Origin of the sequence: Thioclava sp. SK-1, from assembly GCF_001705665.1 — a bacterium.
GTDB lineage: Bacteria > Pseudomonadota > Alphaproteobacteria > Rhodobacterales > Rhodobacteraceae > Thioclava.
Genome location: NZ_MDHA01000042.1, coordinates 42589 through 65483 on the forward strand (window position 1 = coordinate 42589; position 22895 = coordinate 65483).

General features: G+C 53.9%; 24 protein-coding genes. 12 read left to right on the forward strand and 12 right to left on the reverse strand.

Annotation, left to right across the window (positions count from 1 at the left end):
- Positions 1-2 precede the first annotated feature (2 nt).
- The 5 genes from BFP70_RS09610 (at position 3) to BFP70_RS09630 (ending at position 5451) form a co-directional block, all read left to right on the forward strand.
- Positions 3-740: a hypothetical protein gene (locus BFP70_RS09610; protein ID WP_066011291.1), complete on the forward strand. Its 738-nt coding sequence runs from the start codon at positions 3-5 to the stop codon at positions 738-740.
- 70 nt (positions 741-810) lie between these two features.
- Positions 811-2337, forward strand: coding sequence for a 2,3-bisphosphoglycerate-independent phosphoglycerate mutase (gene gpmI / locus BFP70_RS09615; protein ID WP_066011302.1), 1527 nt, complete (start codon positions 811-813; stop codon positions 2335-2337).
- Positions 2337-3485: a murein hydrolase activator EnvC gene (locus BFP70_RS09620; protein WP_066011303.1), complete on the forward strand. Its 1149-nt coding sequence runs from the start codon at positions 2337-2339 to the stop codon at positions 3483-3485. The genes gpmI and BFP70_RS09620 overlap by 1 nt, the downstream gene beginning before the upstream one ends.
- A 28-nt stretch (positions 3486-3513) precedes the next feature.
- Positions 3514-4899, forward strand: a complete 1386-nt coding sequence (locus BFP70_RS09625; RefSeq protein WP_066011304.1) for a S41 family peptidase — start codon at positions 3514-3516, stop codon at positions 4897-4899.
- 69 nt (positions 4900-4968) lie between these two features.
- Positions 4969-5451, forward strand: coding sequence for an RNA pyrophosphohydrolase (locus tag BFP70_RS09630; RefSeq protein ID WP_066011307.1), 483 nt, complete (start codon positions 4969-4971; stop codon positions 5449-5451).
- Between the two features lie 64 nt (positions 5452-5515).
- Here BFP70_RS09630 and nadC read toward each other — a convergent pair whose 3' ends face one another.
- The 7 genes from nadC to BFP70_RS09665 all read right to left on the reverse strand — a co-directional run bounded on the left by nadC (position 5516) and on the right by BFP70_RS09665 (position 11791).
- Positions 5516-6361: a carboxylating nicotinate-nucleotide diphosphorylase gene (gene nadC / locus BFP70_RS09635; RefSeq protein WP_066011309.1), complete on the reverse strand. Its 846-nt coding sequence runs from the start codon at positions 6359-6361 to the stop codon at positions 5516-5518.
- Positions 6358-7917 (reverse strand): L-aspartate oxidase, encoded by a 1560-nt coding sequence (locus BFP70_RS09640; RefSeq protein WP_066011311.1) that lies wholly within the window; start codon positions 7915-7917, stop codon positions 6358-6360. The genes nadC and BFP70_RS09640 overlap by 4 nt, the downstream gene beginning before the upstream one ends.
- On the reverse strand, positions 7914-8966 hold the full coding sequence (gene nadA, locus BFP70_RS09645; protein ID WP_066011313.1) for a quinolinate synthase NadA: 1053 nt from the start codon (positions 8964-8966) through the stop codon (positions 7914-7916). Before nadA ends, BFP70_RS09640 begins: the two co-directional genes overlap by 4 nt.
- Before the next feature lie 108 nt (positions 8967-9074).
- Positions 9075-9764: a DNA polymerase III subunit epsilon gene (dnaQ, locus tag BFP70_RS09650; protein WP_066011316.1), complete on the reverse strand. Its 690-nt coding sequence runs from the start codon at positions 9762-9764 to the stop codon at positions 9075-9077.
- A gap of 10 nt (positions 9765-9774) precedes the next feature.
- Positions 9775-10359 (reverse strand): dephospho-CoA kinase, encoded by a 585-nt coding sequence (gene coaE, locus BFP70_RS09655; protein WP_066011319.1) that lies wholly within the window; start codon positions 10357-10359, stop codon positions 9775-9777.
- Positions 10356-11195, reverse strand: coding sequence for a shikimate dehydrogenase (locus BFP70_RS09660; protein WP_066011325.1), 840 nt, complete (start codon positions 11193-11195; stop codon positions 10356-10358). The genes coaE and BFP70_RS09660 overlap by 4 nt, the downstream gene beginning before the upstream one ends.
- Entirely contained in the window at positions 11192-11791 is a 600-nt protein-coding gene (locus tag BFP70_RS09665) for a nucleoside triphosphate pyrophosphatase (RefSeq protein ID WP_066011328.1), read from the reverse strand. Before BFP70_RS09665 ends, BFP70_RS09660 begins: the two co-directional genes overlap by 4 nt.
- Before the next feature lie 410 nt (positions 11792-12201).
- Between BFP70_RS09665 and BFP70_RS09670 the strand changes: the two genes are divergently transcribed.
- From BFP70_RS09670 to BFP70_RS09700, 7 genes are all read left to right on the forward strand, one after another.
- A complete protein-coding gene (locus BFP70_RS09670) occupies positions 12202-12666 on the forward strand; it encodes a CopD family protein (protein WP_369820200.1) in 465 nt (154 codons plus the stop codon).
- 256 nt (positions 12667-12922) lie between these two features.
- Positions 12923-14131, forward strand: coding sequence for a transcription termination factor Rho (gene rho / locus BFP70_RS09675; RefSeq protein ID WP_255356664.1), 1209 nt, complete (start codon positions 12923-12925; stop codon positions 14129-14131).
- Positions 14132-14155: 24 nt separating this feature from the next.
- Positions 14156-15439 (forward strand): tRNA uridine-5-carboxymethylaminomethyl(34) synthesis GTPase MnmE, encoded by a 1284-nt coding sequence (gene mnmE / locus BFP70_RS09680; protein ID WP_066011332.1) that lies wholly within the window; start codon positions 14156-14158, stop codon positions 15437-15439.
- A 12-nt stretch (positions 15440-15451) separates the two neighbouring features.
- Positions 15452-17314, forward strand: a complete 1863-nt coding sequence (gene mnmG, locus BFP70_RS09685) for a tRNA uridine-5-carboxymethylaminomethyl(34) synthesis enzyme MnmG (RefSeq protein ID WP_066011333.1) — start codon at positions 15452-15454, stop codon at positions 17312-17314.
- Positions 17314-17937 (forward strand): 16S rRNA (guanine(527)-N(7))-methyltransferase RsmG, encoded by a 624-nt coding sequence (rsmG, locus tag BFP70_RS09690; protein ID WP_066011334.1) that lies wholly within the window; start codon positions 17314-17316, stop codon positions 17935-17937. The genes mnmG and rsmG overlap by 1 nt, the downstream gene beginning before the upstream one ends.
- A complete protein-coding gene (locus BFP70_RS09695) occupies positions 17930-18745 on the forward strand; it encodes a ParA family protein (RefSeq protein ID WP_066011335.1) in 816 nt (271 codons plus the stop codon). The genes rsmG and BFP70_RS09695 overlap by 8 nt, the downstream gene beginning before the upstream one ends.
- 3 nt (positions 18746-18748) lie before the next feature.
- Entirely contained in the window at positions 18749-19630 is an 882-nt protein-coding gene (locus tag BFP70_RS09700) for a ParB/RepB/Spo0J family partition protein (protein WP_066011336.1), read from the forward strand.
- A gap of 1 nt (position 19631) precedes the next feature.
- On the opposite strand, the gene BFP70_RS09705 is transcribed toward BFP70_RS09700, so the two are convergent.
- Genes BFP70_RS09705 through rph form a run of 5 tightly spaced genes read right to left on the reverse strand, consistent with a single transcriptional unit; the run spans position 19632 to position 22851 of the window.
- Positions 19632-19985, reverse strand: a complete 354-nt coding sequence (locus BFP70_RS09705; RefSeq protein WP_066011338.1) for a YbaN family protein — start codon at positions 19983-19985, stop codon at positions 19632-19634.
- Positions 19985-21154, reverse strand: a complete 1170-nt coding sequence (hemW, locus tag BFP70_RS09710) for a radical SAM family heme chaperone HemW (RefSeq protein ID WP_066011340.1) — start codon at positions 21152-21154, stop codon at positions 19985-19987. Before hemW ends, BFP70_RS09705 begins: the two co-directional genes overlap by 1 nt.
- Positions 21151-21531, reverse strand: coding sequence for a RidA family protein (locus tag BFP70_RS09715; protein ID WP_066011342.1), 381 nt, complete (start codon positions 21529-21531; stop codon positions 21151-21153). The genes hemW and BFP70_RS09715 overlap by 4 nt, the downstream gene beginning before the upstream one ends.
- The gene (rdgB, locus tag BFP70_RS09720; protein WP_066011344.1) at positions 21524-22141 is read right to left on the reverse strand and encodes an RdgB/HAM1 family non-canonical purine NTP pyrophosphatase; all 618 of its coding nucleotides are present in this window, start codon (positions 22139-22141) and stop codon (positions 21524-21526) included. The genes BFP70_RS09715 and rdgB overlap by 8 nt, the downstream gene beginning before the upstream one ends.
- Positions 22138-22851 carry a ribonuclease PH gene (rph, locus tag BFP70_RS09725; RefSeq protein WP_066011345.1) on the reverse strand — a complete coding sequence of 238 codons (714 nt, stop codon included), beginning with the start codon at positions 22849-22851 and terminating at the stop codon, positions 22138-22140. Before rph ends, rdgB begins: the two co-directional genes overlap by 4 nt.
- Positions 22852-22895: the final 44 nt, after the last annotated feature.

The following is a 22895-nucleotide window of genomic DNA, read 5'->3' on the forward strand; positions in this document are numbered from 1 at the left end:
CTATGACAAGTGTCGCTGACCTAAAGCAATTACAGATCCGCAATCAGGCTTTATCGACACGCGGCATCATGATGCTGGGGTTTCAGCGCACCAATCATATCTCGACCGAAGCCCGCCTTGCATGGGAAAACGGCGATCGTGCGCCCTTGCGGCAAGAGGCCCGGACCCGGCGAGATGAAATTTTCCAAGGCGCCCTTGCCGATATTCACAGTGAATACCTTGGCGTGCAAAGCGCACTGAAAACCGCCAATTTTGCCCCCAAAACTGTTATTGATATCGGCTGTGGGCAGGCGCTGGGGGATGCATTTTTACTGCGTGATTTCGATCCGGCCTTTATTTTGATCGATATCGAAAAAACGCCATCGCAATATCACGCCTGGAAAAAGCGCGGCTCTGGCTACGCGCTGCTGGATGAGGCCGCGGAATTTTTACGCGACAATGGCGCGCGTCAGGTGCGCACGATCAATCCCCGGCTGGTGCCAGATCAGCTGAACGGGCTGCATGCCGATCTGGTGATTTCCACCATCTCTTGCGGCTTCCACTATCCTATCGGGGAATATCTGCCGATCATGCTGGCGTCTTTGGAACGCGGCGGAACCGTGATTTTGGATATCCGGCAGCGGTATTGGAGAAATCCGGACGAGGCGCTGAATAGCCTGCTAAGCCATGCGCAACATGTTGAAATTCCCAGCGCCGAGCCCAAAGCGCACAGGCTTTTGTTCACATCCCGTCCCGCCTGAGGTTGCTCCCTGTTGTCGTGCCCCGCTTCGCAGCGTAAACAGAGGGCACGCATTCTAAGGAGGAAATCGCATGTCCCATCCCAAACCGGTTGTTTTATGCATTCTTGACGGATGGGGTGAGCGTGCCGAAACAGAGGGCAACGCCCCCGCGCTGGCCAATACGCCCAATATCGACAAGATCTGGTCCACCTGTCCGAAATCCACATTGGTGACATTTGGTCCTGATGTCGGACTGCCAAGCGGGCAAATGGGCAACTCTGAGGTTGGGCACACGAATATCGGCGCTGGCCGTGTGGTTGCGATGGACCTGGGCCAGATTGATCTGGCGATCGAAGACGGAAGTTTCTTCAAAAACGACTCTATCCTGGCGTTTATTGCGAAAATGAAAGCCTCTGGCGGCCGGGCGCATTTGTTGGGTGTTGCGTCTGATGGTGGGGTGCATGGCCATATCTCCCATGTGCTTGCCGCCTGTAAGGCTGTGGCAGATGCCGGTGTCCCCGTGGTTTTGCACGCAATCACCGACGGGCGCGACGTGGCTCCAGATTCCGCCAAAAATTTCATCAATGATTTGGTCGCGAAACTGCCGCAAGGCTGCACCATTGGCACCGTTATTGGCCGATATTGGATAATGGACCGCGACAATCGCTGGGACCGTGTCCGCCGGGCTTATGATGCCATCGTCAGCGCCGATGGAGAGGTCGAAACCGCAGATACCCCGGCGCAGGCGGTCCAGCAAAGTTATGCTATTCAAAAGATGGATGAATTCATCGCACCAACGGTTATCAATGGCTATTCTGGTGTAGCGGATGGCGACGGCGTCTTTTGCCTGAATTTCCGCGCCGACCGCGCCCGAGAGATCCTCGCAGCGCTGGCCGATCCAGAGTTTGCGGAATTTGATGTCAGCCGAAGGCCGCAGTGGGCGGCCCTGTTGGGCATGGTGGAATATTCCGACAGTCACAACGGATATATGCAAACCGCCTACCCCAAGCGCGATATCGAAAATACGTTGGGTGAATGGGTTTCAAAGCAGGGGCTTACTCAGTTCCATTTGGCCGAGACCGAAAAATATCCACATGTGACCTTCTTCCTGAATGGCGGGAAAGAGGCGCCTTGGGCTGGCGAAGACCGTTACATGCCCAAATCGCCCAAAGTTGCGACCTATGATCTGCAGCCCGAAATGTCGGCACCTGAAGTGACCGATAAATTCGTCGAAGCAATTGAAAAGCAATATGATCTGATCATCGTGAACTATGCCAACCCGGATATGGTCGGCCATACCGGAATTGTCGAAGCCGGGATCGCGGCATGCGAAGAAATTGACCGCGGCATCGGCCGTGTCTTGCAGGCGCTTGAAAAAGTGGGCGGCGCGATGATTATCACGGCCGATCATGGCAATTGCGAAACCATGATTGATCCCGAAACCGGCGGCCCGCATACCGCGCATACGACCAATCTTGTGCCTGTTGGTTTGGTTGGCGGTCCGGCGAATGTCACGCTGCGCGCGGGCAGATTGGCCGATCTGGCCCCGACCGTATTGGAATTGATGGGCGTGGAACAGCCCGAAGAAATGACCGGCGAAAGCCTGATTGAGCAGTGATGCGAAAGACATCCTTTGGCCTTGCGGCAGCGTTTTGTCTGGCCGTTGTGACCGGCCCGGCCTTGGCCAGCCCGGGCGCGGATGCTGCGTTAAAGGCGGCAGAGGATCTGCGGGGCGCAATTGACGCGATGGACCGCGCAACAGACCGCGACGACCGGGTGTCTGCGCTTAGCCAGACAATCGCGGCCTATGAAACCGGCCTAAGCGCGCTGCGCGACGGGTTGCGCCGTGCCGCCATACGCGAGCAGGAAATTCGACAGGATTTCAACCGCAAACGCGATGAAATCGGGCGTCTTCTGGGCGTTATGACCAGTATGGAATCCTCGGACGGGCCATTGCTCTTGCTACATCCTGCAGGACCATTGGGCACGGCGCGGTCAGGGATGATTTTAGGCTCTGTCACGCCTGCTTTGCAAAAACAGGCCGATGTACTTTCCATCCAGCTGCGCGAGATCGAAGAAATGCGAGAGGTCCAGCAAGGTGCAATTAACCTTCTGGAACGCGGCATGACATCTGTCACCACAGCACGGACGGCACTGTCAGAAGCGATTGCGGAGCGATCTGCTTTGCCCGGACGCTATCTAGAAACGCCTGAGGATTTGCAAGCCCTCGTCAATAGCGCGGACACGCTGGAGGCATTTTCCAGCGGTGTCTTGACCTTAGACAGCGATATTGGCGCGCCCATGGATGATTTCGACAGCGCAAAGGGATCGCTGCCCCTGCCCGTCATGGGCTCCATCCTGCGCAGCTTTGACGAGGCCGACGCCGCCGGCATTCGCCGACCCGGCTGGGTGATCGCCACCGCCTCCGGTGCATTGGTCACGGCGCCCTGGCCTGCGACAATCAGATATCGCGGTCCATTGCTGGACTACGGAAATGTGATGATCGTTGAGCCATCCGCCGGCTATCTGTTGGTGTTGGCCGGGCTTGGAACTGTTTATGGTGAAATCGGTGATATTGTGCCGACCGGTGCACCGCTTGGCCTGATGGGCGGTTCATCCCCCAGCGCAGAGGAATTCGGGACCGATTTTGTTCGCAATGCCGCAGATGGCGGTGGCGCGGGCCGAACGGAAACGCTTTATATGGAACTGAGACAGGGCGAGACGCCGATCGATCCGGCAGATTGGTTCGCCCAGAACCCAAAATAACAGACGCAGGATCGAGGGGTAGGTAGAGATGAAGAAATTCGTGATGGCCGCATTTGGTGGCACGGTCGCCGGATTGGTGATGACCACGCAGGTCGCCGCACCGTTGCTTGCGCAGGAAACCGATACGTCGTCGTCCAACGTCTATGAACAGCTGGATCTGTTTGGCGATATCTTTGAACGGATCCGCTCGGATTACGTGGAAGAGGTGGATCCAAAGGATCTGATCGAAGCAGCTGTGAATGGGATGCTGACATCGCTGGATCCCCATTCCAGCTACCTTCCGCCACAAGATTACGATGACATGCGCGTGCAAACCCGTGGAACATTCGGCGGATTGGGCATCGAGGTAACGCAGGAAGACGGGTTCGTCAAAGTCGTGTCACCAATGGATGGCACACCTGCTGACGATGCCGGTGTTGAAGCAGGCGACTTCATCACCCATGTGGATGGTGAAAGCCTGCTTGGGCTTGGCCTGGATGACGCGGTTGAAAAGATGCGCGGCCCGGTCGGATCAGAGATCATCATCACCTTGGTCCGCGAAGGGGAGCCAGAACCGTTTGACGTATCCATCATTCGTGACACGATCAAGCTGACCGCCGTCAAAGGCCGGGTTGAAGGGGAAACCGTTGTTCTGCGGATCACCACATTCAACGATCAGACCTTCCCCAATCTGCAAGAGCAGCTGAAAGCCAAGGTTGAAGAAGCCGGTGGCATTGATAAGGTCAACGGGTTCGTCATTGATCTGCGCAACAACCCCGGCGGCCTGCTGACCCAGGCAATTGCCGTATCCGACGCGTTCTTGGATAAGGGTGAGATTGTCTCGACCCGCGGCCGGAACCCAGAAGACAGCGAACGTTTCAACGCCACAGACGGCGATTTGGCCGATGGCAAGCCAATCGTTGTTTTGATCAATGGCGGCTCTGCGTCGGCATCGGAAATTGTAACCGGTGCGTTGCAAGATCATCGCCGCGCGATTGTGGTGGGTGAGAAAAGCTTTGGCAAAGGTTCGGTTCAGACGGTTATGCCAATCCGTGGCGACGCAGCAATGCGCCTGACCACCGCACGGTATTACACACCGTCAGGCCGGTCGATTCAGGCGCTTGGAATTTCGCCTGATATTGTTGTGGCGCAGCCCTCACGTCGTCCTGAAACAGAAGAGACGCAAGACGAATCCGCTGCGCGTCAAACCCGGTCAGAGGCAGATCTGCGCGGCGTGCTAAGCAATGATTCCATGACGGATGACGAGAAGAAGCAGGCCGAAGAAGAGATGGCCCGCGCCGAAGAGGCCGCGAAGCTGCGTGAAGAGGATTACCAGCTGGCCTATGCGCTTGATATCTTGAAAGGTTTGAACGCGATTGCACCAGAGGTCGCCCATCAGGCCGCACAAGTCGATGAGACCGAAGAGGCGAATTAATTCCGCCCTGCCACGATGACAGCAAAAGGGGCCACCACGGCCCCTTTTTCAACGATCAAAGGAACGCCCATGACACCGGAACAGCTGAACGCCCTGCCCTATCGCCCCTGTGTCGGCATTGTATTGATCAAAGACGGGCTGGTGTTTTCCGCAAAGCGGATCGACACACCCGGCGATGCCTGGCAAATGCCCCAAGGCGGTATGGATAAGGGGGAAACCCCCAAACAGGCCGGCCTGCGGGAGCTGTATGAAGAAACCGGCGTTTCTGATGACCTGGTAAAGAAGCTAGGAAAAACAGAAGATTGGCTATTTTATGATTTACCCGACCATTTATTGGGCAAAGCATGGGGCGGGAAATATCGCGGCCAAAAGCAAAAATGGTTCGCCTTTCAGTTCAACGGAACCGATGACGCGATCAATATTGCGACGGAACACCCTGAGTTTTCAGAATGGGCGTGGAAACCGGCAAATGAGGTTCTTGAACATATCGTACCGTTCAAGCGCCATATCTATGAAGCTGTGTTTACCGAGTTTCGCGCGTTTCTAAAATAGCCGTCATATTGGCGGCCATGTCGATGCGCGGGCGTAAACTGTCGCCCCCGGCATGTTTTATTGCTTAGAAATCCAGACCCAGATCCAACGTCATGGCAGAATGGGTCAATGCACCGGCCGAGATGTAATCGACGCCCGTCGCGGCAACCTCTGCCACACGGTCCAGCCGCATATTGCCAGAGGCTTCCAATGTCACACGGCCAGCTACAATCTCCACCGCCTTACGCATTTGCTCGGTGGTCATATTATCCAGCAAGATAACATCGGCGCCGCCAACATCTAATGCCAATTGCAGCTGTTCCAGCGTGTCACATTCCAGTTCAATCCGCATCATGTGGCTGCGCGCTGCAGTCGCCGCCGTTAACACCTGTCGGATGCCGCCGGCAGCTGCAATGTGATTGTCCTTTATCATGATCGCGTCGGACAAAGAGTAGCGGTGATTGCGGCCGCCACCGTGCAATACGGCCTGCTTTTCAACCACCCGTAGGCCCGGCGTTGTTTTTCGGGTGCATGTGATATGGCACTGTGTTCCAGCGGTTTGTTCTACAAAAGCCGCCGTTTTCGTGGCGATGCCCGACAACCGACCCGCAAAATTCAACGCCACACGTTCCGCCATCAAGATCGACGATGCGTTGCCCGTAATTGTCATCAATTTCTGCCCCGGCACACAGGCGGCACCGTCTGTGGTCAACGTCTCGACGCGCAGCGACGGATCAACAGATGAAAAGGCAAGCTGCGCCATCTGCATGCCCGAAATCACCCCTGCCTCACGCGCGTTCATCACGGCAGTCAAATGGGAATCTTCTGTGATCACGGCACGCGTGGTCGCATCCCCCATCGGAGACAGATCTTCCATCAGTGCCATTTTCACAAGAGGTTCAAGAATGAAATCTGGTAAGCGAGTGGTCATAATGCCTCCACGACTTGCGCACGCAGCGTCAAAGCCTGTTCAAGCGTGATCTTTGTCCGACTTGCCTGCGCGGCATCGGCTTGCGGAAAATCAGACCGGAAATGGCCGCCGCGGCTTTCTTCGCGTGCCAGCGCCGCCGCCGCAATCAATGTCGCAGTCGCGGTCATATTACGCATATGCTCAGTCTTCGCGGCCGCTTCGACGGCCGCAATCTCATGCAATGCGGCTTTCAGCCCATCAGCATCACGCACCACACCAACGCCCGCCGTCATTGCAAGACGCAAACGGGTTACAAGCGCCTCATCAACCGCGTCGCGCCCTGTTGTGAAATCGAACTGCACCTGTGGCGCCTCTTGTTCTGCACCCAGGGTTTTAGCGATCTCATCCGCGCAGATCCGCGCGTAAACAAGCGCCTCTAGCAGACCGTTTGACGCAAGGCGGTTCGCCCCGTGAAGCCCTGTCGACGATGCCTCGCCACAGACCCAAAGACGATCGATAGACGAAGTGCCGTCCTCTTTCGTATCAATCCCACCCATGTGGTAATGCGCGGCAGCCGCCACCGGGATGGGTTGCGAAACAGGGTCTATTCCAGCACGTTTACACGCGCCTGCCACAGCGGGGAATTTTGTCAGAACCTCTGCGCCGATCGCGTCTCGCGTGTCTAATGCCGGGTCGCGCCCAGCCTGCCGTTCCAGATAGACCGCGCGCGCTACGATATCACGCGGCGCCAATTCTGCATCCGGATGGATGGGTTGCATGAAACGTTCACCCGCAGCGTTGATCAGTGTCGCCCCCTCACCACGCAATGCTTCGGTCGCCAAGGGTGCGGGATCTTCACCGCTGGCAATTGCGGTAGGATGGAATTGCACAAATTCAGGATCCGCAATCACCGCCCCTGCCCGCGCGGCCATGCCAATCACCTGACCACGAATGCGCGGCGGGTTGGTCGTAACCGAATACAAACCGCCAGAACCGCCCCCGGCCAAAAGCACCGCCGGACCTGAAAGCAAAATGCGATCGGATGCCGCATCCGCCCGTTCCAGCCACACGCCATCGACCCGACCATCTGTCACCTGCAACCCAGATGCAATCATCGCTTCACAAATCTGCACAGATGGGGTTTGGCGGATGGCCGTCACCAGGCTTTGCATGATCTCATGCCCGGCCTGATCGCCCTTGACCCGTACGACGCGGGCCGCGGAATGCGCAGCTTCGCGCGACATCACATAGCCGCCGTCGGCATCACGATCAAACGGCGTGCCCAGATCCGTCAGCGTTAGGATGTGCTGCGCTGCCTCAGATGTCACCAGATGGGCGATACGTTCCGAAACAGTGCCCGCGCCAGCCGCCAACGTATCCTGGGCATGGGCAGCTGGCGTATCGGCACTGGACATCGCAGCGGCTACACCACCCTGCGCCCATGCAGAAGACGCGCCCTGCCCCAGATGCTCTGGTGAAATCACAAGCACTGGACGGGGCGCAATACGCAACGCCGCATAAAGCGCACCCATCCCGGCCCCAACAATTATGACCCGAGAGGTCTGGACCGTTTTCACTTCGTCAATGTCCGCGACAGATCAATCATCCGTTCCACCGCAATTTTGGCCTTTTGTGCCACCACAGGATCGACCTCAACCGCTTCACCCATCGTGTGCAGCGCATAAAGGATCTTTTCCAGCGTTATCTTCTTCATATAAGGGCACATGTTGCAGGGGCCTGTGAATTCGACCTCTGGCAAAGCGTCCGAAATATTGGATGCCATCGAACATTCAGTGACCAGCATCGCCTTTGTCGGCTTTTTCTGCGTCACATAGTCGATGATCCCGCTGGTTGAACCTGAGAAATCGCAGGCATCCACAACATCGGGCGGGCATTCAGGATGTGCGATGATCGTCGTATCCGGATTCATCGCCCGGAAATCATTGATGTCGTCTTTAGTATATTGCTCATGCACGATGCATGACCCTTCCCACCAGACAACATTTTTTTCCGGCACCTCGCGCGCGACATTTTGCGCAAGATACTGATCAGGGGTCATAATTACCGTGTGTTCGGGCAAAGCCCGCACAATTTGTGCAGCATTGGAGGATGTGCAGCAAATATCGGATGCGGCTTTGACCTCTGCCGTGGTGTTTACATAGGTCACAACGGGTGCACCCGGATATTTCGCCCGCATCTGGTCGATGCCCGCCGCCGTAATGCTTTCGGATAAGGAGCATCCAGCCTCTACGTCAGGGATCAGAACCGTTTTCGCCGGATTCAAAATCTTTGAGGTTTCTGCCATGAAATGCACACCGCATTGAACGATGATGTCTTCTTTGACCTTCGTGGCCTCAATCGCCAATTGCAAACTGTCGCCCACAACATCCGCCACACCGTGATAAATCTCGGGTGTCATGTAGTTATGCGCTAGAATGACCGCGTTTTTTTCGGCCTTCAGCTTGTTGATCGCGGCGATATAGGGCGCGTATCGCACGAAATCAGGAAACGGGATCACCCGCTCCATCTTTGCATGGATATCACTTAGCGCTTCGGCCAATTCGACCGAAGGCGTCAAATCATAATAGTCAGCCAGCGTCGCACGCATCACAGTAAAGTCTAGCATGGGCCACCTCCCCCAATTTCCAGAACACGCAGCATGTAAGGCCAAATGACCAATCATTAAATGATTATTTTCAAAAAACTGGCTGTTTTGTTATCTTTTATCGCCCGGTCAACGATACCAAATCGGGTTTTCGCCAAGCGCTTTGACGAATTTTTCATGCGCTAGAGACTCTTCCTCGGTCAGTTTTGGCTGTAGCGGCCGTGGCCGCGGCTGAGGACGCCATTCGGGTTGCGCAGCCCCGGTTGTTGACCCGCTGTTGCCCAAATCCAGCCCAAAGCCGGGTTGGCGCCCGCCAATCAGTTCCAGATAGACCTCTGCGAGGATTTCACTATCCAATAACGCGCCGTGCAAAGTCCGCGCGGCATTATCAATTCCAAAGCGTCGGCACAACGCATCCAAAGACGCAGGAGAGCCGGGAAATTTCCGCCGCGCGATCATCAGCGTATCCAAAGACCGTTCCATCGGGATCAGCGGCAGATTGACCCAGCCCAGCTCGGCATTCAGGAATTTCATATCAAAACTGGCGTTGTGAATCACCAGAACCGAATCTTCACCGATGAAATCCAGAAACTCTTGCCCGATTTTCGCAAACACCGGCTTATCGCGCAGAAAATCATCACCAAGCCCGTGCACCTTAAAGGCATCTTCCGGCATCGGGCGTTCAGGGTTGATATATTGATGATAATGTCGCCCTGTCGGCATGTGGTTCAACAGTTCAACCGCGCCGATTTCAACAATACGGTCCCCCGATCCGGGTTCAAAACCGGTGGTTTCCGTATCAAGCACGATTTCCCGCATGAGGGTTCCCCTATGTCGTCAGCCGTTTGATCAGATTTTGCACGCCCGCGCGTGTGTCTTCAAGCGTGTCACAGCGCAAAATGAAATCCGCCCTGATGCGTTTTTCGGCATCTGGCATCTGCCGCGCCAAGATCATATCCAACTGATCTTCGGTCATTGTGCCACGCGCAAGCACCCGCGCACGTTGGACTTCAGGCGCGACCGTAACAACCAATACCGCATCACAATCCAGATCCGCCCCGGTTTCAAACAAAAGCGGAATATCTAACACCACCAGATCCGCATCTGCGTTGGCCCGCAAAAAGACGTTTCGTGATGACTGGGTCAATGGATGAACGATGGCTTCCAGCTGAGCCAGAACCGTTTCATCTGACGCGATCAATGATTTCAACGTGCTGCGGTCAACCTCATCTGCGGTAATGACCGCTGGAAACAGCTGCCGAAGCGGCTCGACCGCAGCGCCGCCTTTCGCATATAGCGCGCGAACTGTGGCATCGGCATCCCAAACCGAAACACCGGCATCACGAAACATCTGCGCCGTGGTTGATTTTCCGGTTCCAATCGATCCTGTCAGCCCAAGGCAGAACGGGCTCATGCGTTCAACACCGTGTCACGTAGGGCAGGGGTGACCTCTGGCCTTTGTCCAAACCACCGTTCAAACCCTGGCACAGCCTGATGAAGTAGCATGCCCAGCCCATCGACAATCGTGCAGCCGCGCGCTTCAGCCAATTGCAGCAACCGTGTTTTCAGCGGGGTATAAACGATATCCGTCACCACGGCATCAGGTGACAATGCATCAATCGGGATAGGAAATTCATCCTGACCTACCATCCCGAGTGACGATGTGTTCACCACAGTACCCGCACCGTCAAACATATTCCCGGCTTGCGCCCAATCATATACCACAAGCCGCGCGCCGAATTCTTCGCGCAATTGTTCCGCCCGGATGCGGGTACGGTTGGAAATACGGATTTCAGGTGTGCCGACCTCAAGCAAAGATGCCACAATCGCCCGCGATGCCCCACCCGCGCCGATCACCGCAGCGGGGCTGCCGGTTGGATCCCAGTAGGGCGCTGCGTCACGCAAGTTGGCGGTAAATCCATAACCATCTGTATTGTCAGCGTAAATCTTACCATCAGGCAAGAAAATCAAGGTATTCGCTGCGCCGATCAATGCCGCGCGATCCGACATTTGATCCGCGATTTTCAACGCGGCTTCTTTATGCGGGATTGTTACATTGCAACCTACAAACCCCGCCTTCGGAAGGGTGCGTAGCACCTGCTCAAAATCCTCTGGCAGCACATCCATAGGCACATAATGGCCAGAAATGCCATAATGGTCGAGCCAATATCGCTGCAAAACAGGCGATTTGGAATGTGCGATCGGATGCCCGATAACGGCTGCCAGCGGCACATTTTCATGATCCGTCATGTCGTTAGCTCTCCTCGGGCGTGTAGCCAGTTTAGAAATTCCATCAATGGCAATCCCAATACAGCAAAGTAATCACCATCCACTTTGGAAAACAGGCGAATACCTTCTTCTTCCAGCTTATAGCTGCCGACAGAATGGCGAATGCTGTCCCAGTTGCGTGCAACGTAATCAGTAATGAACGCGTCGGACAGCTCTCTCATGGTTAAACGCACAACACCAACGTGGCGCCACAGGGGCTCCCCATCGCGCATCGCAACCAATGCAGATAAAAGCTGGTGCGTTTTGCCTGACAATTGTTGCAACTGCGCAATCGCATCTTCCGGGGTTTCGGGTTTGGAATACAGCTGCGCACCACAGGCCAAGACCTGATCCGCCCCAAGTGTCAAAATGCCCGGTGTTTTACGTGATAATTTCTGTGCTTTCAGCTCTGCCAAAGTGTCCGCAACGTCGCGCGGCGGTGCGTCTTCGGCCAACAAAGCACGCCGGATCATCTCTTCATCAATCCGTGCCGGCTCCACCGCCACATCCAGCCCGGCGTTACGCAGCAGCGTCGCGCGGATTTCAGAAGCAGAAGCAAGAAGGATGGGGATTGTCATGTGGATAACCGCGCGCAAAAGCCTAGGGATGAATAGGGGGGTAACATCGGATCTGCTGTTTCCTCCACAATATGGGTGGGTTTTGTCAAGGTTTCGGTAATCTTTTCCACCTGTGAGAAACCGATTCAGCCTATTGGGAACGAATCTTTTGAAACCTCAGCTATCCACCAAGTTATCCACATGTATTTTACTTTAGGAAATGTTGAACAAGCCGTTGTTATAAATCTATAAAAAAGATTTTCTATGAAAACTTACAGCAGTGCAAAAGAATAAACATCCACCTGTGGAAAACCTGTGAATTTCGCGTGGATCCACAGTATCCACAGGCCCTACTATCATCATCATCTTTATTTTCTTTTTATCTTTAATTAAGTAATGGGCGCCAAAGCGGAGATAACATGGTAGACCTGATCCAAGATTTTCTAGCAACCAGCTATGTCTGGATCAAAAGCATACATGTGATGGCGGTGATCGCCTGGATGGCAGGCCTGTTTTATCTACCCCGTTTATTTGTTTATCATGTTGAAGGGCTTAGAAAGCAGGGCGTGATCCCGGGTTCTGACATGGATCAACTGTTTTGCCATCAGGAACGGTTGCTTTTGCGGGCGATTATGAACCCGGCAATGATTGCGACATGGGTTTTTGGTTTGGCCATGGTGCTAACGCCGGGCATCGTTGATTGGAGCTCGGCTTGGCCATGGGTGAAAGCGGCCGCCGTGATTGGAATGACATGGTTTCACCATTGGTGTGGCGTGCAGCGAAAGATGTTTGCCGCCGGGCAAAACAAATTGACCGGTCGCCGCTATCGGCTGATGAACGAAATTCCCACAATTTTTATGGTTGCGATCGTGATCGCGGTCATCGTGAAATTCTAAGATAGATTGACTCAACGCGTCGTTGGGCCTATGAGCGGATTTAAACCACGGTCGTCCTGGCCGAGCGGTATCCCAAAACGATTCATTTTGACGATAATTCTGCGCGGGTCATGACCATCGCGCCTGAGAGTGTATGATGTCCGACGAAATCCAAGCTACAGAAGATCTTCGTTTTTCCATCGGGGAAGAACGCACTGGCGACGAGCGTTTAAACCTGTCTGACCTGAAAGCCAAAAGCCCCAAAGTGCTGCTGGCGATGGCCGAAGAATGGGAAATTGAAAACGCATCGACAATGCGTAAGGGCGAAATGATGTTCGCCCTTCTGAAAGAACATGCAGAAGATGAAATCACCATCGGCGGTGATGGCGTGTTGGAAGTTCTGCAAGACGGGTTTGGCTTTTTGCGCTCAACCGAGGCGAACTATTTGCCAGGTCCCGATGATATCTATGTTTCGCCCGATATGATCCGCCAGCATTCGCTGCGCACGGGTGATACAGTCGAAGGAATCATTCGCGCGCCAGGCGAAAATGAACGGTATTTCGCGCTGACAAAAGTTGAAGTGATCAATTACGAAGATCCCGACAAAGCGCGCCACAAAGTGGCCTTTGATAACCTGACGCCATTGTATCCCGATGAGCGGCTGAAAATGGAAATTGAAGATCCGACCATCAAAGATCGCTCGGCGCGGATCATTGATTTGGTGTCACCCATCGGTAAGGGTCAACGTTCGTTGATCGTTGCGCCGCCGCGCACGGGTAAGACGGTTCTGCTGCAAAATATCGCGGCGTCGATCGCAAAAAACCATCCCGAATGCTATCTGATCGTGCTGCTGATCGATGAACGCCCTGAAGAGGTGACGGATATGCAGCGTTCGGTAAAAGGGGAGGTTGTTGCCTCAACTTTCGACGAACCGGCGACGCGCCACGTTGCTGTGTCAGAAATGGTGATGGAAAAAGCCAAGCGTCTTGTGGAACATAAGCGCGATGTTGTGATTTTGCTGGATTCGATCACCCGTCTGGGCCGCGCGTTCAACACGGTTGTCCCATCGTCAGGCAAAGTCCTGACCGGTGGTGTGGATGCGAATGCGTTGCAGCGCCCAAAACGTTTCTTTGGTGCGGCACGTAACATCGAAGAGGGTGGTTCGCTGACCATCATTGCGACTGCATTGATTGACACGGGATCGCGGATGGATGAAGTCATCTTTGAAGAGTTCAAAGGGACAGGTAATTCTGAGATCGTGTTGGATCGTAAAGTTGCCGATAAGCGGGTTTTCCCAGCTATGGACATCTTGAAATCCGGCACCCGGAAAGAGGATCTGTTGGTCGATCCAAAAGACCTGCAGAAAACCTACCTTTTGCGCCGGATCTTGAACCCGATGGGCACAACGGATGCTGTCGAGTTTTTGATTTCCAAACTCAAGCAAACCAAGTCAAATTCGGAATTCTTCGACTCGATGAACGGTTAATACCGTTTCCCGAGAGGGATATAGATGGACACGATTTATGCATTGGCCACCGCCCGCGGAAAAGCGGGGGTGGCCGTCATTCGTATTTCTGGCCCGAACGCATGGGAAGCTACGCGTTTATTGGCTGGAAAATTGCCGCAACCGCGTCAGGCGGGGTTGCGCATGCTTCACCTTGACGGTGAGGCATTGGATGAAGCTGTGGTTTTATGTTTTGAGGCCGGCGCGAGTTTCACCGGTGAACAAGTTGCTGAACTTCATATCCATGGTGCAGTTGCGACAGTAACTGCTGTACTGCGCGCGCTATCTGACATTGATGATTTGCGGTTGGCAGAGCCCGGGGAGTTCACCCGTCGCGCATTGGAAAATGGACGGCTGGATTTAAGCCAGGTCGAAGGGCTGTCCGATCTGATAGACGCGGAAACAGAGTCCCAGAGAAAACAAGCACTGAAAGTTTTGTCTGGCGCTGTTGGTAAAGTTGTAGAAGACTGGCGAAAAGGTTTGATTCGTGCTGCAGCCTTATTGGAAGCCACGATCGATTTCGCTGATGAAGATGTTCCGGTTGATGTCTCACCAGAGGTCACGGCGGCGTTGACATCTGTGCGCGCTAGTTTGAAAGCAGAGCTGGATAGATTTTCAGCCGCTGAACGGATCCGTGATGGGTTTGAGGTGGCGATCGTCGGTCGTCCGAACGCGGGCAAGTCGACGTTATTGAATGCTTTGGCGGGACGAGATGCCGCAATTACATCTGAAGTTGCTGGAACAACCCGCGATGTAATTGAAGTTCGAATGGATCTGTCTGGCTTGTCTGTGACACTGCTGGATACGGCTGGGTTGCGGAACACCGATGATGTTGTCGAATCAATAGGGGTTGACCGGGCGATTCAGCGAGCGAAAACAGCCGATCTGCGTATCTTCCTTTTGGATGGTGAGGATGTTCCGATGCTCTCGCCCTCAGAAGGCGATATCGTGGTGCGTGGTAAGGCGGACATCTCCACCCAGGATGAATTTTCGGTCTCCGGTAAAACCGGGCAGGGGGTTCAGGAGCTTATTGAGCGGCTTACAGATATTCTGATACATCGTGTTCAAGGTGCCGGACTTTTGTCGCGTGAACGACATCGAATTTTACTATTAGATGCATTCGGGGCTTTGGAATCGGCCCAGGGTGAGCTATGCAGCGATCTTGATCAACCTGAACTGGCAGCGGAATATCTTCGTGACGCCGCGCGCTCGCTTGAATCATTGGTCGGTCGGGTTGATGTTGAGCATCTTCTGGATGAAGTTTTTTCTAGTTTTTGCATCGGGAAATAGGGAGTGTTTCACGTGAAACATTTTGATGTTATCGTTGTCGGCGGCGGACATGCTGGCACTGAGGCCGCGCATACGTCTGCCCGGGCGGGTGCGAAAACTGCCTTGATCACCCTGCGCAAAGATACGATTGGGGTAATGTCTTGTAATCCTGCAATCGGCGGATTGGGTAAAGGGCATTTGGTACGCGAAATTGATGCTTTTGACGGCGTGATGGGTGTCGCGGCGGATAGATCTGGCATCCAGTTCCGATTATTGAACCGTCGAAAGGGACCTGCGGTTCAGGGCCCCCGAACCCAAAGTGATCGTAAACTTTACCGTCAGGCAATCTTTGATCTGACAGTGGCTCAACCAAATCTCGATGTCATTGAAGCAGAGGTTGAAGACCTTATTATTAAAAATTGTAAGGCATCTGGGGTAATCTTAGCTGACGGTAGCAGAATTTCTTCGTCTGCAGTGATCCTTACAACAGGGACCTTTTTGCGCGGTGTGATCCATATTGGCGATCAGCGGTCATCCGGAGGACGGATGGGGGATAAAGCGTCGGTGAAATTGGCCGACCGCCTTTTGTCTTTGAATCTTCCAATGGGGCGACTGAAAACCGGAACGCCACCGCGTTTGGATGGTAAGACAATTGACTGGGCGCAATTGGAGACGCAGCCGGGAGATGAGATCCCAGAGCTATTTTCGTTTAAGCATAGAACTCCGTTCGTAAAGCAGATTTCTTGCGGGATTACGCATACGAATGAGAAGACGCATGATATTATCCGGGATAATCTTGGGCAATCTGCGATGTACGGTGGCCATATCGATGGTATAGGGCCGAGATATTGCCCATCCATTGAAGATAAAATCGTCCGATTCAGTGATAAAACCTCCCATCAGATCTTTCTGGAACCTGAAGGGCTTGATGATGACACCGTATATCCGAATGGGATTTCAACGTCTTTGCCGGTTGATATTCAGGATCAATATGTTCGGTCCATCAAAGGGCTTGAAAATGTTTCGATTCTCCAGCCGGGCTATGCAATTGAGTATGATTTTATCGACCCGCGCAGCTTAACAGCGGCGCTGGAACTGCGCGACATGCCCAATCTTTTCCTTGCTGGGCAGATTAATGGCACGACCGGTTATGAAGAAGCTGCAGCGCAGGGACTGGTTGCCGGTCTGAACGCTGCTTTGATGGCAGCGGGAAAGGTTAGTGAAGTCTTCAGCCGCTCTACAAGCTATATTGGGGTGATGGTCGATGATTTGATCAATCGCGGCGTTACGGAACCTTATCGGATGTTTACTTCTCGTGCAGAATTCCGGTTATCATTGCGTGCCGACAATGCTGATCAACGACTGACGCCGCGGGCCATTCAGCTGGGCCTTTGTGGAGAAGAGCGTAAGAGGATGTTTGAGGATAAATGCGACAAGCTGGAAGCCGGACGCAATATTTTGCAAAATGCGACGCTTACGCCGAAGGAAGCTGTGGTGCATGGCTTTCGGGTGAACCAAGATGGACAACGCCGGTCTGCTTATTCGCTTTTATCTTTCCCAGATATTAATTTTGACCAACTTTCGGCTGCTTTACCTCAACTGGCAGGAATTGAACCAGATGTAGCTGCTCAGCTTTCCAAAGACGCGCTATATGTGAATTACCTCAAACGTCAGGATCGAGATATCGAGGCGATGAAACGGGATGAGGCCTGGCGCATTCCTGAAAATTATGATTACAGCGCGTTGAGCGGACTTTCCAATGAGCTAACAGCTAAGCTGGTTAAAGCTCAGCCAGCAACGCTTGGTCATGCGGCCCGGATCGAAGGTGTTACGCCTGCCGCGTTAGCGCTTATCTTAGCAAAACTCCGGCAAGAAGCACGAGTGAAGGCTTTGTAATGCAAGAGCAACTGTCAGAAATTTTAGGCTCTAATGTTTCACGTGAAACATTAGAGCGGTTCGCACATTATCAGTCTCTGATAATAAAATGGAATCCGGCGATTAATCTTGTGTCAAAGTCCACAATCCCAGATTTATGGAGCCGCCATTTTCTAGATTCCGCGCAAATGTTTGCAGAAACAAACCTTCGGTCGGGTATTTGGCTTGATATCGGATCCGGAGGGGGGTTTCCGGGACTTGTTTGCGCGATCCTGGCGGCCGAGTTCTCTCCTGAATTTCGCATGCATTTAGTGGAAAGCGATCAGCGGAAATCTATTTTTCTAAGCACGGTTGCAAGAGAACTGTCGCTGAATGTTGAAGTTCACGCCACGCGTATTGAGGCGTTGGAACCTGCTCGTGCCAATGTATTAAGCGCCCGCGCTCTAGCGTCACTCGATTTATTGCTCGAATTTGCAGAACGTCATTTGCTTGAAGATGGCACCGCGCTCTTTTCTAAAGGTGAAACTTGGAAAAATGAAGTCGTGGCGGCGAAGGATAAATGGCGGTTTGAATGCGATCCTATCCAAAGTTATACCAATGAAGCGGCTGCAATTTTAAGAATATCAGGAGTCTCGCGTGTCTGATCTAAGTCGCCCACCACTTCCCCGGATCATTTCCATCGCCAATCAGAAGGGTGGTGTTGGAAAAACAACGACATCAATCAACCTCGCGGCCGCATTGGTTGAACAAGGCTGCCGTGTTCTTCTTGTGGATTTAGATCCGCAAGGAAATGCATCAACTGGGCTTGGCGTTGAAACAGATGATAGAAACTACAGCACTTATGATTTGCTGTTGGATGATGTTAAACTGTCCGACGTGCTGATGAAGACAGAGATTGATGGACTGTGGCTTAGCCCGGCGACGACGGATTTATCCTCAGCCGATATGGAACTTGTTTCCAGCGAAAAGCGTAGCTTCCTACTGCATGACGCGCTACGCCAGCCAGAGATTGATCAGTATGCGCTGGACTACATTTTGATTGATTGCCCGCCCTCACTGAGCCTTCTAACGGTCAATGCTATGGTGGCGTCGCAATCCGTTCTTGTTCCGTTGCAAGCGGAATTTTTTGCGCTGGAAGGCCTTTCACAGTTGATGCTGACCATTCGGGAGGTCCGTCAAAGCGCCAACAAGGATCTGCGGATTGAGGGTATCGTTTTAACCATGTATGATGTGCGCAATAATTTGTCGCAACAGGTTGAGGCTGACGCGCGCGCTACGCTTGGTGAATTGGTATTCCGGACAATGATTCCGCGCAATGTCCGCGTGTCCGAAGCGCCGTCGCATGCGCAGCCGGTTTTGACATATGATGGAAACTCACGGGGCGCGGTTGCGTATCGCGCCTTGGGGCAGGAACTTTTGGCACGCCATGATGCGGCCAAACGGAAGGGATAAGCCATGAATAAGCGTAATGAACGTCGCGGCCTTGGCCGTGGTCTTTCTGCACTGATGGCAGATGTAAATGTTGAAACGTCAGGTTCAGAAATGCCGCGCCGTCCAGAAAGCTTTATTCCGATTGAACGGATTGAACCCAATCCAGATCAGCCACGCCGTACCTTTGTTCAAGAGAAGCTTGAGGAACTGGCTGCGTCGATTCGGGAAAAGGGCGTTATTCAGCCGTTAATTGTTCGTAAGCACCCGACAAAAGACGACCATTATGAAATCGTTGCGGGTGAACGCCGATGGCGCGCGTCGCAGCTTGCGCAGTTGCATGAGCTTCCTGTGATCGTCCGTGAATTTACGGATACCGAGGTTCTGGAAGTTGCGATCATTGAAAACATCCAGCGGGATGATTTAAATCCACTCGAAGAGGCGCTAGGATATCGTCAGTTGATGGATCGGTTTGGGCATACGCAAGAACGGATGGCCGAAGCCCTATCTAAAAGCCGCTCGCATATTGCGAATCTGCTACGCCTTTTGCAATTACCAGAAGAAGTTCAAACCTACCTTCGCGAAGGACAGCTGACGGCAGGCCATGCGCGGGCAATGATCACAGCGGCCGATCCGATCAAATTGGCGAAAGATGCGGTGGCCAAAGGCATGTCTGTGCGTGAAGTTGAACGCCTTGCGAAAGGTCCGAAGCCAACAACATCACGTCCGCGTGGCCCCAAGACCGAGAAGGATGCGGATACTCGGGCACTAGAAGGTGATCTAACAGCTACACTTGGTATGAAGGTGGAGATCAACCACAAGGGTGAAGAAGGCGGCGAGTTTGTGATCCGTTATAAAGACCTGGAAGAATTGGATTTGATTTGCCAGGTTTTGGGCGGAGGCCGCTGATTTAGCGGTCCGGCCTGGTCCAGATAAAGATCATGACACAGCACAATGTTGCGGCCTGAACGCCCAGTAACATACGCGGCAACCCAAGTCCGACTGAAATCGAAAATGCGATGATAATGGAAAGGGTTGCCGCATATTTGGCCCGACGGGAAATTGCGCCGTGCTCTTGCCAATTTGCAATGGGTGGACCAAATCTTGGATGCGTGATCAGCCAATGATGCAATCGCTCGGATGACCTGGCGAAGCACATCGCTGCCAAAAGCATGAACGGCACGGTTGGCAAAAGCGGCAAGACGACACCGATCAACCCAAGGCTAAAGGCGATGCACGCTGCGATTAGCCAAAGCACACGCATCAGGGGAGCAGTTCTCTGATTACAGCATTCAACACTGCGCGGCCTTTATTGGTGGCGCGAATGTTTCTGTCAGAGCATTCAATCATCCCCAACGCGGTCAGGTCGCGCAGTTTGTCTTGCGGTAACCCCATCCCAGCCAACGCGCGATACCGTTGCGGGTCAATTCCCTCGCGTAGACGCAAACCGAACAGTAGAAATTCAATAACCTGCTCGTCTTTTGGAAGCTCATCGCGGGTGGATTCGCCGGTTCCAAGCGAAGAAACTTTTTCCAACCACAGGGCAGGGGATTTGTCGGTATCAGTGGCATAACGCTGGCCCTGCAGCGTCAAGCGCCCATGTGCCCCGGGGCCGATGCCAGCATAGTCACCATACCGCCAGTAGATTGAATTATGCCGGCTTTCGGCACCAGGCCGCGCATGGTTTGAAACTTCATACGCGGGAAAGCCAGCGGCTTCGCAAATATCTTGTGTGGCAAGATACATGTCAGCGGCGTCATCGTCCTGGGGTAAACCGCGCAATTGGCCGCGATCGGCGCGCGCACCAAATACGGTGCCGTCTTCGATCGTCAGTTGATAAAGTGACAGATGATCAATGGCCATGGACAAGGCTTCGGACAGTTCCGCTGTCCATGCGGCCAGGTCCTGGTCTTGTCGGGCATAGATCAGGTCAAAGCTGACCCGATCAAAAACTGATCTTGCAATATCAAAAGCGCGACGCCCTTCCGCGACACTGTGCATTCGACCCAAACGACGCAAATCCCCATCATTGAGAGCCTGCATCCCCATAGAGACCCGATTGACGCCGGCATCGGAATAGCCGCGAAAACGTGAGGATTCGATGCTGGTCGGGTTTGCCTCCAGCGTGATTTCCACATCATTCGACAGCGTCCAGCGGTCGCGAACGCGTTCCAAAATCGCTGCTACCAGGTCAGGATCCATCAGTGACGGTGTGCCACCGCCAAAGAACACAGTGTTCAGAATACGTCCCTGGGTCAGGGTCGCGACCCGGTCAATTTCCGACAGGTAGGCGCGTTGCCATTGGGATTGGTCGATACTTTGCGATACATGAGAATTAAAATCGCAATAGGGGCATTTGGCAGCGCAAAATGGCCAGTGCAGATAAAGGCCGAAGCCGCCGTTTTGCCAATCGTCGCGCTGCCAATCTGTCATCCGCGCAGCGCCGTGACTTCGATTTCTACTTTCATCGCCGGATTAACAAGGCCGGCGACGATCATTGTGGCCGCAGGGCGGATATCGCCAAAGGCATCGCCAAGCGCAGGCGCGATTTCTTCTAACAGCGCTGCATCGGTGATGATATAGCTGGCGCGGACCACGTCGTTTAACGTGAAACCTTCGCCCTCTAGCACCGTTTTGATCGTCGCCAGCGCATTGCGAGCCTGCAGTTCGGCGCTCTCGGGAAAGGTCTTGGTGACAGGATCTGCCCCCGTGGTACCGGCGATAAAACACCAGTTGCCTTGAACGACGGCACGGGAATACCCCAGCTTTGGCTCATAGGGGGAGCCGCCGGATACCAGCTTCTTAGCCATTTTGCACCTCAAGCGCCTTGGTGAATTTGTTGAACGCATCGGCGCGGTGGCTGATACGATTTTTCTCGGCTGCGTCCATCTCGCCAAAGGTGATATCATAGCCTTGCGGCTGAAACATCGGATCATAACCGTGACCCTCTAGCCCGCGCATTGGCCAGACCAATTCGCCCTCGACCTTGCCTTCAAACACCTCGTCATGCCCATCCGGCCACGCCAATACCAGGGTCGACCGAAAGCGTGCATGACGCGGCTGATCGGCGCCCTTCTCTTCGCAGGCGTTCCACGTTTTTTCCATCGCCATTTTAAAATCGCGGCCATTGGATGTTTCGGCCCAATCCGCGGTATAGACGCCGGGTGCGCCATCCAAACAATCCACTTCGATGCCGCTGTCATCGGACAGGGCCGGCAAACCTGTGGCCTTTGCTGCGGCATGCGCCTTGATGCGGGCGTTACCGACAAAGGTGGTTTCGGTTTCATCCGGCTCTGACAGGTTCATCGCTGCCGCACCCACACATTCGATCCCGAAAGGCTCTAACATGGCGGAAATTTCGTCCAGCTTGCCTTGGTTATGGGTCGCAACTAGCAGTTTCTTGCCGGAAAACGGTCTCATTTCACGGCCTCTCTCTGTGCTGCCACCAACTCGGCAATTCCTGCCTCTGCCAGATCCATCAGCCCGTTCAGCTGGTCACGGTTAAACGTGGATCCCTCGGCAGACATTTGTACCTCGATCAGCTTGCCAGAGCCGGTCATAATGAAATTACCATCGGTGCCGGCCTCTGAATCTTCTGCATAATCCAAATCGCAGACCATTTGGCCCGCATAGATTCCACAAGAAACTGCCGCAACAGGGTCGATTAGCGGATCAGAGACGATGATCCCCTTCTTCATCAGCTTGTTCACCGCCAGCTTCAGCGCGACCCAACCACCGGTGATCGCCGCGCAGCGTGTGCCGCCATCGGCCTGGATCACATCGCAATCCACAACGATCTGGCGTTCACCCAGCGCAGAGCGGTCTACACCGGCGCGCAACGCCCGGCCGATCAGGCGCTGAATTTCTACCGTCCGGCCCTGCTGCTTACCCATTGCGGATTCGCGACGGTTGCGGGTGTTGGTCGCGCGCGGCAACATGCCATATTCCGCAGTCACCCACCCCAGGCCAGAGCCCTTCAGGAATGACGGCGCGCGATCTTCGATCGTCGCAGTGCATAGAACATGGGTGTCACCCACTTTGATCAGGCAAGAGCCCTCCGCGTGTTTTGTGATCCCGGTTTCGATTGAAATGGCGCGCATTTCGCTTAGTTTCCGGCCTGAGGGGCGCATGATCCGTCCTTTCCAGATTGGTCTGATGTCATTTGCGCGCAAGC